The 16275-nt window shown below is 64.5% G+C and carries 10 protein-coding genes and 1 tRNA gene; 6 read left to right on the plus strand and 5 right to left on the minus strand.

The window, feature by feature from the left end; genetic code table 11:
- Positions 1–93: 93 nt before the first annotated feature.
- From ACV7NL_RS11690 to ACV7NL_RS11700, 3 genes are all read right to left on the minus strand, one after another.
- A complete protein-coding gene (locus ACV7NL_RS11690; protein ID WP_463355762.1) occupies positions 94–4332 on the minus strand; it encodes an SdrD B-like domain-containing protein in 4239 nt (1412 codons plus the stop codon).
- A gap of 219 nt (positions 4333–4551) precedes the next feature.
- Positions 4552–5507 (minus strand): IS630 family transposase gene (locus tag ACV7NL_RS11695; protein WP_207414393.1). Its coding sequence is split into 2 segments (ribosomal slippage): positions 4552–5156 and positions 5156–5507, totalling 957 coding nucleotides; the frame shifts between segments, so codons are not numbered across the junction.
- A gap of 636 nt (positions 5508–6143) precedes the next feature.
- Positions 6144–6218: transfer RNA gene (locus ACV7NL_RS11700), tRNA-Gln, on the minus strand.
- Between the two features lie 99 nt (positions 6219–6317).
- On the opposite strand from ACV7NL_RS11700, the gene ACV7NL_RS11705 reads away from it, so the two are divergent.
- From ACV7NL_RS11705 to ACV7NL_RS11715, 3 genes are all read left to right on the plus strand, one after another.
- Positions 6318–7070 carry an SDR family oxidoreductase gene (locus ACV7NL_RS11705; protein ID WP_463355763.1) on the plus strand — a complete coding sequence of 251 codons (753 nt, stop codon included), beginning with the start codon at positions 6318–6320 and terminating at the stop codon, positions 7068–7070.
- A gap of 102 nt (positions 7071–7172) precedes the next feature.
- Entirely contained in the window at positions 7173–8792 is a 1620-nt protein-coding gene (locus ACV7NL_RS11710) for a peptide chain release factor 3 (RefSeq protein WP_463355764.1), read from the plus strand.
- Positions 8793–9016: 224 nt separating this feature from the next.
- Complete coding sequence (locus ACV7NL_RS11715; protein WP_463355765.1) at positions 9017–9772, plus strand: DUF2189 domain-containing protein; 756 nt, start codon at positions 9017–9019, stop codon at positions 9770–9772.
- 35 nt (positions 9773–9807) lie between these two features.
- Here the strand turns inward: ACV7NL_RS11715 and ACV7NL_RS11720 are convergent, their stop codons facing one another.
- A complete protein-coding gene (locus ACV7NL_RS11720; protein WP_056186277.1) occupies positions 9808–10260 on the minus strand; it encodes a response regulator in 453 nt (150 codons plus the stop codon).
- Between the two features lie 55 nt (positions 10261–10315).
- Positions 10316–10783: a BLUF domain-containing protein gene (locus ACV7NL_RS11725; RefSeq protein ID WP_056186274.1), complete on the minus strand. Its 468-nt coding sequence runs from the start codon at positions 10781–10783 to the stop codon at positions 10316–10318.
- 252 nt (positions 10784–11035) lie between these two features.
- Here ACV7NL_RS11725 and ACV7NL_RS11730 point away from each other — a divergent pair, with 252 nt between their 5' ends.
- From ACV7NL_RS11730 to ACV7NL_RS11740, 3 genes are all read left to right on the plus strand, one after another.
- Positions 11036–12427 (plus strand): flagellar hook protein FlgE, encoded by a 1392-nt coding sequence (locus ACV7NL_RS11730; protein ID WP_056186271.1) that lies wholly within the window; start codon positions 11036–11038, stop codon positions 12425–12427.
- Between the two features lie 46 nt (positions 12428–12473).
- Positions 12474–14351, plus strand: a complete 1878-nt coding sequence (gene flgK, locus ACV7NL_RS11735; protein ID WP_463355766.1) for a flagellar hook-associated protein FlgK — start codon at positions 12474–12476, stop codon at positions 14349–14351.
- Between the two features lie 71 nt (positions 14352–14422).
- The gene (locus ACV7NL_RS11740) at positions 14423–16249 is read left to right on the plus strand and encodes a flagellin (RefSeq protein WP_463355767.1); all 1827 of its coding nucleotides are present in this window, start codon (positions 14423–14425) and stop codon (positions 16247–16249) included.
- The last annotated feature ends 26 nt before the right edge of the window (positions 16250–16275 follow it).

The raw sequence follows: 16275 nt of genomic DNA on the forward strand, positions 1-16275 counted from the left end.
GGCGGTTGCCTGTCAGGCTTCCGGTGTTTCCTAAAGCCGGTCGCAGAATGCGATCGGAACGCCTTGGCACACAAGTACCGGCCGCGGTCTTCGTCAAGCGAGGTCGCGATGCTCGGCGATGCCAAATTGGAGATACTGTGCGAGCGGATCGACTCCCGCTGCCGCCACATCCGGGTTCGCGGCAAGATAGGCCTTCGTGTTGAAGAAAGCCGAGGGATTGCGCCCCTCCCTCCAGCCGAACTCTTCATAGTGAAGCATGGGATTGAAGCCTGCGGCCGCCACATCTGGATTCGCGGTCAGATAGCCCTTCGTCGAGAAGTATGCATTCGGGTCGCGCCCCTCGGCGGCCCCGAACTCGAGATAATGCATGAAGGCGAAGTTGTCCGGCGCACGACCGGCCGCGGCGGCCGCCTCCATCACGTCCGGATTCCGAGCCAAGTAATAGGTGATGTCGAAATCACCGTAGAGCTGATCGGCTCCTGCGATCTCAGCCGAGACAGGCACGGCTTGCCGGCCTTCGATCCGCCCATACTGGAGATAATGGGTGAGCGGGTCGATTCCGGCTGCAGCGACGTCCGGGTTTGCGGAGAGATAGGCATCGGTGTCGAAGGCAGTCGAGGGATTGCGCCCCTCTTTCCAACCGAACCGATCGTAGTGAGCCAGGGGATCGATACCAGTGGCGGCCACGTCTGGATTCGCGGTGAGATAGCCGGAGGTCGAATACAGCGGGTTGGGATCGCGCCCTTCGCGCCAGCCGAACTCGGCGTAATGCTGACCCGGATCCACCTGCGCCTGCCAGACGTCGCGGTTCATGCCGAAGTAGAACAGGTCATCCACGAGGGGACGGCCTGCGGATTCATTGATCGTACCGTCGCTGAAGTTCAGCCGCTCGATGCCGGTGACATCGTGGACCGCGCCATCCGGTCCCGTTAGCAACACCTCGCCGTTCTGATAGGTAAGACTCGCCTGCGCGAAGGCGAAGGCGTAGGTCGCCTCAGGCGGGGGAACATGCGCCTCGACGGTGATGCTGAGCGCTGCCGATGCAGCCGCGCCGTCATTGTCGGCGATGGTATAGGTGAACAAATCGGTTCCCGAACGCTGACCCAGATAGGTGTATTGCCCGTCGGCTCCGATCGTCAGGGTGCCGCGCATGCCTGCAATCGTGACAGTGCCGGTCATCGGCACGGGGGTGAGGGTGCCGTCCCCCGCACGTACGGCCGTAACCTGCAGCCCGGCGCCGGCGGGATCGAGATCGTTGGCGAGCACGTTCCCAGCCGTGAGAGAATGGGCATCGAGAGTGACCGCGTCCGCCGTCGCCGTCGGCGCGCCAACAACGGTGAAGGTGAAATCGACCGGGTCGGCGAGATTGCCGGCGGCGTCGCTCGCCGTCACCGTCACCACATGCGTGCCGATGCCGAAAGTCTGGCCCGAAGCGACGACCGTCGCACCTTCGCGGAAGATCACCGGATCGCTTCCGTCGACGGCATCCGTCGCCGCGGCGGCGAAGCTCACCGGAGCTCCAGTCGCTGAAGTGGCCTGAATCGTCAGGGCCGGAGGCGTGACGCCGATCACCGGCTTGACCGTGTCAGCCACGGTGAAGGCGAATGCGACTGGGGCGGCGAGGTTGCCGGCGGCGTCGCTCGTCGTCGCCGTCACCACATGCGTGCCGATGCCGAAGGTCTGGCCCGAAGCGACGACCGTCATCCCCTCGCGGAAGATCACCGGATCGTTTCCATCGACAGCATCTATCGCCGTGGCGGCGAAGCTCACCGGAGCCCCCGCCCCGGAGGTGGCCTCGATCGTCGCCGGCGGCGTCTGAGTCAGGGTCAGGGTCGGGGCGGTGGTGTCGATGGTCAGGATGCCGGGCATCGCCGCCGCGAAGCCCGCGAGGGTGACGCTGCTGCCATCCTGCCCGACCAGGGTGCCGTTCGTCAGGCCGATGCCGGTGACGGCCAGGTCCTGCACGTTCTGGCCGGCGGCCACGGTGTAGGCGAAGTTCAGGGTGCTGGTGCCCGACCCGCCCGCATAGGCGGCGGTGGCCCCGCTGTTCAGGGTCAGCACCGGCGTGCCCGTCACCTCGACGGCGCCGGTGAACTGGACGGCGAGAGTGATGGCGGCGCCGGCCTTGAGCAGGCCGTTGCCGCTGCCGTCGATGCCGGCTCCGCTGTCCACCACGGACCGGACCGTGATCACGCCCGCCTGGGTGACCGTGAGGCCACGCGGATCGACCCAGAGAGGCAGGCTGTTGTTGTCGTAGATCGCAGCTCCGATGCCGGGTTGCCCGGGCACGGCGATGCGGGCGCCGCCCCATCCGTAAAAGAGCTCGGTGGCGGCAGGGATGTCGCTGTCGAAGGTGAGCCGGACGTGGCTGGCGTCGATGAGCTCGGCTTTCGTAGCCACGGCCTGACTGGTACCGACGTTCCAGTCGGCGCGCAGGCTCCAGCCGGTACCGGCGGCGGCGGCGCTGCCGAAGGCCTGGAGCGACGTGGCCTGATCGAACGCGACGGTCAGCAGAAGCTGGTTGGTGGCGCCGGCGACGCGCTCGGCCCGCACGACCTGAGGACCGTCGTCGTCGATGTTGCCGCCGGCCAGCGCCATGGGCGAGCCCGGCAGCGCCGAGGCCTTGAACTCCTCGGCAACCGAAAGGGCAATCCGCTTGAAAATTTGATCCGCGTCCGCTCGGCTGAAGTGAACGCTCCCCGGCTGCCGGGTGATGCCGTGACCATCGACGTCCATGTCGACGTCGCTCGCCTGATGCGTGGCGTAGCCTGCGTTGAAATCCTTGTCCTCGGTAAGCTCGGCCTGTCCGACCCGGATGGCCTGGTTTTGAACCGGCTGCGTGAATTGAACCCCGGGCGTCTGCGCGGGGAAGGGGATGGCGTTGACGAACAGGTAGGGGACGGTGCTCGCGTCCTGGCCGAGCACGCCGCGCACGAGGCCGGCTTCGTAGCGGACCGCACTCTCCCACATGGCCGGCGTGAGATTCGCGTTCTGGCTGTCATTCTCATTGTGCAGCCAGACGATCGCCGTCGGCGCGGCCTTCTGCGCGACGGACAATTGCCCGAGGGTACCGAGAAGGCCAAGCTCCTGCATGTTGGCCGTCCACCCGTTCCGGTAGTCGCCGTTCACCGGGGTCAGCCAGTCGGTCAGCATCCCCGTACCCGGCCATTCCGTGTTGGCGCCGTTCGCCATGTCACGCGTGCCGATCACGTTGACGACCTGACGGACGCCGTCGAATCCGAGCTGGGCCTCGATCGCCGCTTCGAGTTTTGGCAAGTCGCCGTACAGGGTTGGGAAATAGGTGTTCGATTGTCCGCGGAGGACGACGTTGAGAACCGTGACCGGAGGAATGGCGCCCGTCTTGTCGAGGACCGGATCCGTCGTGAATCCGACATTCAGCGCTGCATTCGAAGCCCCGCTGGTGAGATCACCCGTCGAGAGGATCGTCGGCGAGGTTCCCTTCAATCCCTCCGGGGCAGCGACGGTGATGAGATAGCTGCCGGCGGTGGTCCCAAAACTGTAACGCCCAGCCGAATCGGTGACAGTGGTCTTGAGCGCCAGCCCTGTGACCGCATCGCTTAGAAGCACGTTGCTGCCAGCGAGGCCCTTTTCACCGAGACCTTGGCTGCCGTTCCTGTCTCCGTCATCGAAGATTGTACCGGCCAGACTGACGGTCGGGGGATTGTTCTTCACACCGAAATTCTGCGACGCGATCACCGCACCACTGGTGACGGTCTCCGCAAGCGTGGTTACACCGCTCGTCATCTTGCCATCCGGGGCAGTGACTGTGACCGTGTAGTTCCCTGGGGCGAGGTTCTGGAAGCTATAGACCCCATTCGTACCAGGCTTGAACGGATCCTTGTTGCTTGATGTCGTGGTACCGGAAAGCACACCAACGTTATTATACAAATCGATCCTGACGCCGTTCGTGAGAATTTCACCAGTGTTGAAGACACCGTTACCGTTGGTGTCGTTGAAGACGACCCCGGCAATCGCTCCGGGTTTGTAGAAACCTTCGTTGACTGTCGTGGTCGTATTACTTGGAACCTTCAGATTGGTCACCAGTGTCTGGCCGTTCGAGGCCGTTGTTCCGACGCTTCCCAGATATCCGGACAGCGTCGGCGTGAAGCGCATGGCGTATGTGCCGCCCGCGAGATTGGTGAAGGCGTACGCGCCGTTCACGCCGCTCTTGACGGTCGCCAACACGCTGCCACTCCCGTCGGCGGCGAGCAGATCGACCGATAAGCCTGCAAGGGGGGCCTCGTTGAGATCCCACATCCCATTGCCGTTGGTATCCGTGAACACCGTCCCGGACAGCGTCGCTCCAGCCATGCAGACCTCCCTGATTTTTTGACGATGCTTCACCGCACCACTTCTTTGTCAGTCGAGATACGCATCGATAATGCCTAACGGCAACACAAAGAGGTGACAAAACGCAATATCTTTCAATACAGATTTGATTTATATTGGATCTAATGAGTGACGATGAGTGTTTCTTAAGAACCGTATCGGTCCTTTTAGCTTCAGGACAAGCACTAGAGCCGTTCCCTTTCAGATTGGCTCGTAGGCATCGTATCCGGCAGCGGCGAGGTAGTTTCGGCACTCATCCGGTCGGACGGCGGCGAACGCGTTCTCGATGGCGGTGGTTAGGTCGGCGGCGGTCCGTGCTGCAGCCGTTCGGAGGAGAGCTTTGACCTTGGCAAAGACTTGCTCGATCGGATTGAAGTCCGGACTGTAGGGCGGGAGGTAGAGAACCCGCGCGCCGACTGCCTCGATGGCCTCGCGCACCCCGGCGACCTTATGGGCGTTCAGGTTGTCGAGGATGACGGTGTCACCGGGCTTGAGGACCGGAGCCAGGGTGTCGGTGACGTAGGCCCGGAAGCGCAGACCATTCGTGGCTCCATCGAAGACGGTTCTGGCGATCAATCCCGTGGCGCGCAGGGCGGCGGTGATGGTGGTGGTCTTGTAGTGCCCGTGAGGTACGGCGATCCGGCAGCGCTGACCGCACGGAGCACGGCCATACCGGCGGACCATCTTCGTCGTGGCGGCCGTCTCGTCGAGGAAGACCAGGCGATCTGGATCGAGATCGGGTTGACGCTCGAACCAGTCCTCGCGCGCGGCCTTCACATCCGGCCGCTCCTGCTCGGCCGCGTGGACAGCCCCTTTTTACGGGTGATCCCATGCCGGGCGAAGAAGCGTGACAGGCTGCTCGTGCTGGCGCGGACGCCCCGTTCCGAGAGCCTGTCGCTCAGTTCCCGCAGGAAGGAGAGCGGGTGCTCTTCGTGGATCCGAAGGATCAGGGCCGCCTGCGCTTCCAGGCGCTGCGAGTTGCGGTCGCCGCCCATGGGCCTGGGCGCGATCCGCCCGTCCTGCCGAAAGCGCTCGTGCCAACGGATCGCGCTGGCTGCCCCGACCCCAAAGCGTTTGGCAGCCTGACGCCGCGATGCACCCGCTTCAATCGCGGCGACCACACGCTCGCGCAGATCGACCGACAGGGCTGAAGGCATGGCAATCCTCCCTCACAAGCCCATCCAGTGAATCACACGCCAGCCAGATCGCCTACCCCAAGCGATTCAACCCGCCAGGGCACAGCTCTAGGATGGAGGCGCCTCGGCATCGGTCGGCCCGTTGTTCGAGCCGTTGCGGCAGCGGGCAGCCGAAGGGGTGGCGAGGGAGCGTTGCGCGACCAATCCCCGCCCGTCGCGACTCCGCATTCCCTACGGACGCGAGCGCATGCCTGGTGCTCACCTGCCGAGCGCCGCCGAACGGGAGAACCCTCACTCGCATGGGGCTTTCGGGAGCATCCGCATTTCGAGCGGTGGGAGTCGTACCGAAGCGGCCAGCCTCCTGTCCGCATGGAGTGCCCGAATGCGTGCGCGGGATGATGTTCGAGCGTCAAGGCGGGCATGGCTCGCAAGACGCGATGTTCCGCTCCGGCGCGGCAAAGATCGTTCGCGGCCAAGATTGTCCGCAACCAAGATCCTTCCCGCGCCGAAGTGCGCCAAAGCGCGTCTTCCTCGCCGATCAGCGAGACGCGGCAGGGAACGAGCCGATCCGAACAGTGCCACCGATCGCCCCGTCAACCGGAGCCCGGGCCAGCAGACCAAGCTTCAGAGGAGGGCCAGAGCCGGTTCCTGAAACATTGGCTGGGGCGCCAGGATTCGAACCTGGGAATGGCGGTACCAAAAACCGCTGCCTTACCACTTGGCGACGCCCCATCGCGCTCGGCGGAGGTGTGTCTAGACGCAGTGCCGGGTGCTGGCAACAGGGAGGGAAGGCGCTTTATGGTCGTGCGTCGCTTAGCGGAGGGTCGGAGCATGGGCGAGCGGATCGCGATCGTGACGGGAGCCGGCTCGGGAATCGGACGGGTGGTGGCCTTGGGCCTCGCGGAAGCCGGGTTTCATCTGGTCTTGGCCGGCCGCCGCCGCGCCCCCTTGGAGGAGGTTGCCGGCTTGGCTGAGACGTGCGGGGTCTCCGCCGAGGCTGTTGAGACCGATGTGGCTGATGCGGCTTCCGTGGCGCAGCTGTTTGCGCGGGTGTCCGAACGGTTCGGTCGCCTCGACCTGCTGTTCAACAACGCGGGCGTGTTCACCCCGGGGGCGGCCATCGACGCGGTCACCCTCGACGATTGGCGGCAGTCGGTGGACGTGAACCTCACCGGAGCCTTCCTGTGCACGCAGGCGGCGTTCCGGATGATGAAGGCGCAGGCACCACGGGGCGGGCGCATCATCAACAACGGCTCGATCGCCGCACAGGTGCCGCGCCCCCATTCGGCGCCCTATGCGGCCACCAAGCATGCGATCACCGGCCTGACCAAGGCGACCGCCCTGGACGGGCGTCCGTACGACATCGCCTGCGGGCAGATCGATATCGGCAATGCCGAGACGGAGATGACGGCTGGCATCGCCCTCGGTGCACGGCAGGCGGATGGAAGCATTCGCGCGGAGCCGGTCATGGATGCCCGGCACGTGGCCGACGCGGTGGTATACATGGCCGGGCTTCCGCTTTCCGCCAACGTCCCGTTCCTCACCGTGGTCGCCACCAACATGCCCTATCTCGGGCGCGGCTGAGTTTTGCGCATCACGCTCGAAACGCCTACAGAACAGCTCTTCTTCGCTTAGACGTCGCGAACGCAGCGCCGCCGCGCGCGGACCCGGAAATTATTGCCCGCCATGCTGATGCAGACCGAGACCAAAGCTCCGGAGACGAAGGCCGATCCGGTCGCCCGGCGCCGCACCTTCGCGATCATCTCGCACCCGGATGCCGGCAAGACCACGCTCACCGAAAAGCTGCTGCTGTTCGGCGGCGCGATCCAACTCGCCGGCGAGGTCAAGGCGAAGCGCAACCGCGTGTCGACCCGCTCGGACTGGATGGGCATCGAGAAGGAGCGCGGCATCTCCGTGGTCACCTCGGTGATGACCTTCGAGTACGGCGACTGCGTCTTCAATCTCCTCGACACTCCGGGCCACGAGGACTTCTCGGAGGACACCTATCGCACCCTGACGGCGGTCGACTCCGCCGTGATGGTCATCGACGCCGCGAAGGGCATCGAGGCGCGCACGCGCAAACTGTTCGAGGTCTGCCGGCTGCGCGATATCCCGATCGTCACCTTCATCAACAAGCTCGACCGGGAAGCGCGGGACCCGTTCGAGCTTCTTGACGAGATCGAGAAGGTGCTGGCGCTCGACGTTGCACCGGTGACCTGGCCGATCGGCCGCGGACGCAGCTTCGCCGGCACCTACGACCTGGGCAACGGTCGTGTCCGCCGCCTGGACGCGGCCGACGACGCCGGCACGGTGGCGGTGACGGGCGTTGACGATCCGCTGTTCGACCAGCTGTTGACGGAGAACGGCGAGGCCGCGACCTGGCGCGAAGAGGCGGAGCTTGCCGAAACCGGACTGAAGCGGTTCGATCTGGCGGCGTTCCGCGAGGGCCATATGACGCCGGTGTTCTTCGGCTCGGCCCTTCGGAACTTCGGCGTACGCGATCTCATCGACGGGCTTGCCCGCTTCGCGCCGCCACCGCGCGGGCAGGATGCCGACAAGCGCCTCGTGGAGCCGACCGAACCGAAGATGACCGGCTTCGTCTTCAAGATCCAGGCGAACATGGATCCGAACCATCGCGACCGGATCGCCTTCATGCGCGTGTGCTCGGGCCGCCTGAACCGGGGCATGAAGGCGAAGCTGGTGCGCACCGGCAAGCCGATGTCGCTCTCCGCCCCGCAATTCTTCTTCGCCCAGGACCGGGCCATCGCCGACGAGGCCTTCGCGGGCGATGTCGTCGGCATCCCCAACCACGGAACGCTGCGAATCGGCGATACCCTGACGGAAGGCGAGGAGATCGTGTTCCGCGGCGTGCCGAGCTTCGCGCCGGAGATCCTGCGCCGGATCAAGCTGACCGATGCCATGAAGGCCAAGAAGCTGAAGGAAGCTCTCCAGCAGATGGGCGAGGAGGGCGTCGTTCAGGTCTTCCGACCGCATGACGGCTCCCAGGCCATCGTCGGGGTCGTCGGCGCCCTGCAGCTCGACGTGCTGAAGGAGCGGCTCCAGGCCGAGTACGGCCTGCCGATCGACTACGAACCGACACGCTTCTCGATCTGCCGCTGGATCACCGCCGAGACAGAGCCAACGCTCGACAAGTTCATCGGCAGCCACGGGTCCGCCATGGCGAGCGATCTCGACGGCGCTCCGGTCTTCATGGCGACCACGGCCTTCTCCCTGCGCTACGAGGAGGAGCGCGCGCCGGACATTCGCTTCAGCGACATCAAGGATTATCAGAAGCGGGCAGCCTAAGGTCAAGCTTTCGCGGAACGTGACAAGTGCTGCGAAATTGTTTCTCTTGCATGATCTGGGTGGAGACAGGTTTTCACAAATCGGATATCCTTCCGGGTCTTCGCTCTCGGCGCCTTCACGCACGAGCAGACGCGGAAAGGCTTGGGCCTCGACGTCGTGAGCTTCACCCCTGCGAGAGGGCTTGAGCGATGACGACTCTTCCTGTCGACGATTTCGGCCATGCGATGGCGCGGCCAGCCGTGAACACGATTGATGGCCATGATCTGTCCATGGCTTTGCGACGCGGCGTCGATGATTTCCTGGCGATGCCCACCCATGCGCTGTTCATCGGGTTGATTTACCCCTTGGTGGGGGTCGTCCTGGCGACCGTCGCCTTCGGGCTGGAGATCCTGCCGCTGGTGTTCCCCCTGGCCGCAGGCTTCGCCATGATCGGACCCTTCGCGGCCATCGGGCTTTACGAACTAAGCCGCCGACGTGAGCAGGGGCTGTCCACCGAGTGGGCCCTGGCGTTTGCCAATCTCACACGGCCGGCAGCCGGCGCGCTCGCCGGCATGGGCATGTTGCTGACTGCGATTTTCGTGAGTTGGCTGGTGGCGGCCCAGGGACTCTACTGGGCGCTGTACGGCGATGCAGAGCCAGCCTCGCTGCTGGACTTCGCCCGAGATGTCTTCCTGACGCCGCGCGGTTGGGCGCTGATCATCGTCGGGAACCTCACCGGGTTCGCCTTCTCTCTCGTCGTGCTGGCGATCAGCGTGGTTTCGGTGCCGATGCTCGTCGATCGGAACATCGATCTTGCGACGGCGATCGAAACCTCGCTGGCCGCTTTCCGCAGGAATCCCCGCATCCTGACAGCCTGGGGCTTCATCGTGGCCGGTCTTCTGGTGCTCGGGTCTCTGCCGCTCTTCGTCGGGCTCGCGGTGGTCATGCCAATCCTCGGGCACGCGACATGGCACCTCTATCGGCGGGTGGTGCCCGCCTGAGGGGACGGCGCAATCCGTACCCGTCGGGGCCGAATTCAGAACTTACCTAGCATCGGGAAATCGATGTTCAGAGCCGATTCCGCGGCGAGCGGCGCTTCACGCCGACGCGGCTTGCGGTTGATGACCTGCTTGAGCTTGGTCTTCAGCACCGACATGTCGAAGGGCTTGAGGATGAAGGCGTCCGCACCGGCTTGGTGCGCGAGGTTGATGTCCTCGAAATCGAAGGACGCTTCGGTGAGGAGGAAGGGGGTGTTCATCAGGGCGTCGTCGGCCCGGATCTCACGCAGAAACGAGAGCCCGTCCATCGGCTCCATGTCGAGGTCGGAAATCACGAGGGAGTAGCGACGCTCACGCATTCGCTCCAGAGCCGTGACGGCGTCGGTCACACCCTCGACATCCGGGAAGCCGAGCCGGTTCATCAAGAGGATGATCAGCTTAAGCAACTTCTCCTGATCGTCGACGATGAGGATCGCGGGCGTATCGCTCATGGAATATCACGGGTTTGAGGACAGGACCCCGATGTCGGACTGAGCCGCGTCGGCATTAGACGAACAGATGGTCGATGCCCTGCTTCGTCATTGACTCAGCCTGCAGGGTCGCCGCCAGGGCGTGGATTGCGGTGCTCTTCGGGGTTCCGCGCTGGAACATGGGGAGAAGGGCGGCCTTCTGAAACAGCGCGTCATTCGTCGGACCCCGTATGCCAGTGGTGAAGGAGTTCACGAATTCCCGTTTCACGATCTCGCGCCATTCGACGATCTGAACATCGCGGTGGCGGGAATCGCTGCTGATCCGCGCGAAGGTATCGCTCACCGACGTACGCTCGCCTTCGATGATCTGGGCCGCGAAATTCTGCTCGATGATCAGGAAGCTGGTGATCACCGAGAATTCGTTCTTCTTCTGCGCCTGCCGCGTGATCTCGCCGATCTGCCGGGTCCGCGTGGGCGCATCCGCCGCGAGGTTCAATCGCGAGAAGTAGATCAGATGGACGAGGGTCGACCGTTTGGCTCTCATGATAGCGATCCACCGCCTTCGATTTCGGGACACTAGCGGAATCGGCGATAACGTCGCGTAAACAAGATCCTTCGACCAAAGCGCCTCGGCAAAAGCTGCCGATCCGGCCGTCTCCCGGCCGTTCCTGCCGGGTCATCCCTGCAGAAAAACCATTACTGACAATACCTTACGCTTGGCACGTGGATTGCTGGACGAGATCCGGTCCGTGCCGCTCTGCGCCGGCGAAGCGATCGTCACACAAGGTTTTCGGTCATGGATGTCTTCTCCGCGATGCAGACGGCCGTCTCCGGCCTGAAGGCTCAGTCCTTCTCGCTGGAGAACATTTCCGGGAATATCGCGAACTCGCAGACCACCGGCTTCAAGCGGGTCGATACGAGCTTCGTCGATCTCGTCGCGGAACAGCAGTCACCGAGTCGGCAGGTCGCCGGATCGGTCTCCGCAAATTCGCGGCAGACCACCACGGTGCAGGGCGGCCTGAACGCCACCGACATCGGGACGAACATGGCGCTCAACGGCGAAGGCTTCTTCGCGGTCACGACCAAATCCGGCGACGCCAACGGTCAATCCAGCTTCGTGACCGGCGATACCTATACAAGGCGCGGGGACTTTGCCCTGGATAAAGACGGCTATCTCGTCAACGGGGCCGGCTCCTACCTGAAGGGCAGCAGCCTCGATCCGGTCACCGGGCAGGCGACCGCCGAGGGTCCGATCCAGGTCGCGAACACGATTCTACCGGCACAGCCGACCTCCACCATCACTTATTCGGCCAACCTGCCGAAGACGCCCGCGACCGCCAAGGCCAATGCGAGTCAGCCCGGCACCGAGCTTCTCGGCACCCTGGCCTCGGGGGCCAACCCCGCCATCCTGTCCGGGACCGGCACCGCAACCGTGTCGGCGGCCGACGCGACTAGTTTCATCAACGGCAGCATTTCGGGTCCTGTCCTCACCGCCTACACTGCAGGGGGGGCCCCCGTCACCCTCACGACCCGTTGGGCAAAGGTTCAGAACGGCAATGCGGCGGCGGGGACGAATGATGTCTGGAACCTGTTCTACGCCAATCAGAGCACGGTCCTGAGCACTAATAGTACCTGGACGAACGCTGGAACGGCTTTCCAGTTCAACAGCAGTGGCCAATTGACTGCGCCCGCGGCCAGTTCGGTAACGATCCCCGCCCTCACGGTGGATGGAGTTAATCTAGGGAACATTCAGCTTTCCTACGGCACCGGGGGCCTGACTGGCTACACCTCCTCCGGCGGCACCGTCACCACGAATGCGCTGACCCAGGACGGCTCTACATCGGGCACCCTGAACAACCTCAGCATCACCAAGGACGGCAAGATCGCTGGTTCTTACAGCAACGGCAACACGGTCGCTCTGGCGAACATCAAGGTGGTGCAGTTCATCAATTCGGATGGCCTCAAGGCGACGTCAAACGGCACCTATCAGCAGACTCTCGATTCCGGCACGCCGCTGGTCGGCCTCGGTACCACCTCGATCATCGGCGGCAATGTCGAGCAATCCAACACCGACATTGCGAGTGAATTCTCGAAGATGATCGTAACCCAACAGGCGTACTCTGCCAACACGAAGGTCATCTCGACGGCGCAGGACATGATATCCGCGCTGATCAACATCATTCGCTGAGGACACCCGCGACCGGACGTGAACCGACAGGCAAGGGAGAAGCCTCGTGAGCTTTAATGCGATCAACACCGCCTCGGCCGGCCTGAAGGCGACCCAGGCCGCCATTGGCGTGGTCTCGCAGAACATCGCGAACGTCGGCACCGTTGGATACTCCAAGCGTACCCTCACGTCCGTGGCGCAGGGCATCGGCAATTCCGGCGTCTCCATCGGAACGCTCGGCCGCGCCTTCGATGCGGCGTCCCTCAAACAGTTGCGGATGGAAACCTCTGGGTCCGCCTATACGGGCTTCCTCTCGACGGTTCGCACGTCCCTCGACCAGCTCTACGGGATGCCGGGATCGTCGACCGCGCTCGATGGCGTCGTCAACGACTTCGCGCTGTCCCTGCAATCATTGACCAACGATCCGACCTCCGCACCGGCCCGTGCCACCGTGGTTTCCAGGGCCGCGAACCTCGCCTCCACCATCGGCACCATCGCGCAGGGCGTACAGGATCTGCGCTCGGCCACCGAAAGCCAGCTCGGCAGCGACACGGCCAAGGCCAACGATTACCTGTCCTCGATCGCGACCCTCAACACGCAGATTACCAGCGCCTCCGACGAGGGCGCCCGTGCCAGCCTGCTTGACCAGCGCGACCAGGCCATCAACGGATTGTCCGCCTTTCTCGACGTGCAGACGGTGGATCAGCGCAACGGCACGGTGACGGTGATCACCACGTCCGGAATGACCCTGGTCGATCGCGGCGCGGCGGCGACCTTGAGCTTCGACGGCCGAGGCGCCCTGGATCCGGATTCTGCCTATACGCAGGATTCAGCGACGCGAGGCGTTGGCACCATCACCGCCACGACCCCCGGCGGCTCTCGCGTCGACCTCATCGCCTCGCAGGCCATTCGCTCGGGCTCACTCGCGGCAGCCATCGAGTTGCGCGACTCGATTCTGCCCCAAGCCCAGCGGCAGCTCGATGAACTCGCCGCCGGGCTGTCCCGCTCGATGTCCGACCGAGCCGCCGTCGGCACCGTGCCCCTGGATGGAACGGCGAATGCGCTGGACATCGATCTCGCCGGCCTCAGCTCGGGAAATGCGATCACGGTCAGCCTCAAGGACGCGATGGGCGTCTCGTATAATCGTGTGCTGATCCCCTACAGCTCGGCGACCCCCCCGAGCGTCAACCGCGCGGATCTCAGCGATCCGAACGCCAAGATCAGCATGATCAGGCTGACCAATCCGACAACGGATCTTCGCGCCGCCCTGCAGGCTGCCCTCGGCTCCGAATTTAATGTCAGCAACCAGCCGGGCGCCGCCGCCGGCAGCTTGCGCATCGCCAGCAACCCGGCCGCCGGTGCTCCGACGCTTCTCGGCATCAGCGCCAGCGTAACTCAGGCCGCGAATCCAACGGACTTCCAGACCGGCAAGCCACAGATCCCGCTCTTCCTCGACAGCAGAGGCAAGGGGACGCTCTATACCGGCTCCTTCGAGGGCGGATCGCAACTGACCGGCTTTGCCCAGCGGATCACCGTCAACCAGGCCGTGGCCACCAACACCGCCCAACTCGTCAACACGGCGTCCAACACCCTGGCGTCAGACGCGACGCGCCCGCAATACCTCTACGGAGCGCTCATCGGCTCGAGCCGGACCTTCGCGGCGGCGAGCGGCATCGGGGGCGTCGACGCGCCCTACACATCCAGCGTCCAGGATTTCGCCCAGCGCATCATCGACACGCAGGGCGCCGGCGCCGCTTCCGCGCAGAGCCTCGACGAGGGCCAGGGAATCGCGCTGGCGACGGCGCAGGCCCGGGTCGCATCGGTGTCGGGGGTGAGCATCGACGAGGAGATGTCGAAGCTCGTGCAGCTCCAGACCGCCTACAGTGCCAACGCGCGCGTGCTCACGGCCGCCCGCGACCTTCTCGACACCCTGCTGCGGATCTAGGACGAGTCCGCGGTGTTCAAGCCTTCCCAACGCAAAGCCCGACCGAGGTCACGCATTCTCCCGAGGAACCGATGAGCATCGCTCCGTTCAACGCCAGCACCTATCTCGGCGACCGCAACACGGCCAATCTTGTCGGCCTGAAGGGTCGCCTCGATACGCTGACCAACCAGCTCGCCAGCGGCAAGACGGCGACGACGTATGGTGGCCTCGGGACGGGTCGCACCACCAGCCTCAGCGCGCATGCGGCCCTGAGCGCCCTTGACGGGTACGATGCAGCCATCACGGGTGCGACCACGCGCGTTACCCTGGCCAACCTGAGCATCACCCAGATCAACAATCTCGGTACCAATCTTCAGCGTTCGCTCGCCGCCAGCAACGGCTCGACCATCGACAACACGCCGCAGATCGCCCGCAACAGCCTGGACGCCGCGATCGATGCCCTGAACGTCGACATGGGCGGCCAATACTTGTTCGGCGGGCGCGCGACCGATGCGCCGCCGGTGGCCACTGCCGATACCATCCTGAACGGAGACGTCGCCCGGAACCTCGACGGATTGAAGACCCTGATCGCGGAGCAGAAGGCGGCCGATCTCGGAACGGGTTCCGGCCGGATCACGACCGCGGCGAACGGCGCGACCGTCAGCCTCTCGGAAGACGGCGGCATCAGCGCGGCCGGCATGGAGATGCGCGCCAATTTCGGGTTTCGACTGCTCGGCGCCACGAGTTCCAACCCGGACGCGATCGAGCCGAGTGCGACCGGGGGCGGCGCACCGTCCAACGTCAGTTTCAAGTTCGCGGCGGCTCCGCAAGAGGGGGACCGCATTCGGGTGACCCTGAATCAACCCGACGGCACCCAGACCTTCGTTGATTATGCGATCAAGGCTGCAGCCACCGACGATGATCCGACGGCGCTGCGTCCGGATGTTGCCGAGGCCGTGTTGAACCAGCGGTTCGGAGCGGATCGCGAGAAGAATTTCGGCAAAGCCACCGTCGCTGGAATCCAGGGGCCGGATCGGGTCGGAATCACCTCGACCTATAGCGGGGGCACGCCCGCGTCTCTGACCCTGGGCCTGATAGGGACGCCCCTTGCGGGCGACACCGTGACCGTCAGCGTCGGCCTGCGCGACGGCACGACCCAGACCTTGACCCTCACCGCCAGGGCCACCGCCGATGCCGCCTCCACGACGGAGTTCTCCCTCGAGGGCGACCTGCCGACCATCGCCAAGAGCCTGTCGAAGGCCGTGACCAATGCCCTGGAGGGGTCTGCCTCGACCAGTCTCGCGGCCAGTTCGGCATCGCGGGCGGCGCAGGATTTTTTTGCCGGATCGCAATCGCCGGGCTTCGCTCCACGGCGCATCACGTTCGCTAACGGTCAGGCCACGGGTTACACCGAGCAGGCGAGCACCAAGACGGTGATCTGGTATAAGGGCGACGATACGTCTCCCGATCCACGCGCCACGGCCACGGCTCAGATCGGCGCCAATCGAATCCTGAACATCGGCGCCCAGGCCAACGAAGCGCCGATCCGTGCCGTGCTCTCGGGTCTTGCGATCATCGCGGCTGATCCCGGAACGACCGCCGTCAGCGGGACGCCGGACGCGCAGCGCTTCAGCGCGCTCGCTGACAGCGCCAGAGCCCTCCTGGTCACAGACTCGCGCAAAGCGGGTGGTGTTCCAGGCATTGCGAGCGATATGGGGCTTGCCGCCAACACACTCTCGAACACCAAGGCCGACAACCGGACCAATCGCGCCACCCTGCAGGGCTCGCTCGACGGCGTGGAAAACATCTCGGCCCAGGAGGTGACCGCCCAGCTGCTGCAACTCCAGACGCAGCTACAGGCGAGCTATCAGGTCACCTCGATGCTTTCGAAACTGAACCTCGTGAACTATCTCAGCTGACGCGCTCGCGCAGCAGCTTCCGGCTG

This window comes from Methylobacterium sp. Ger2507 (genome assembly GCF_055231875.1).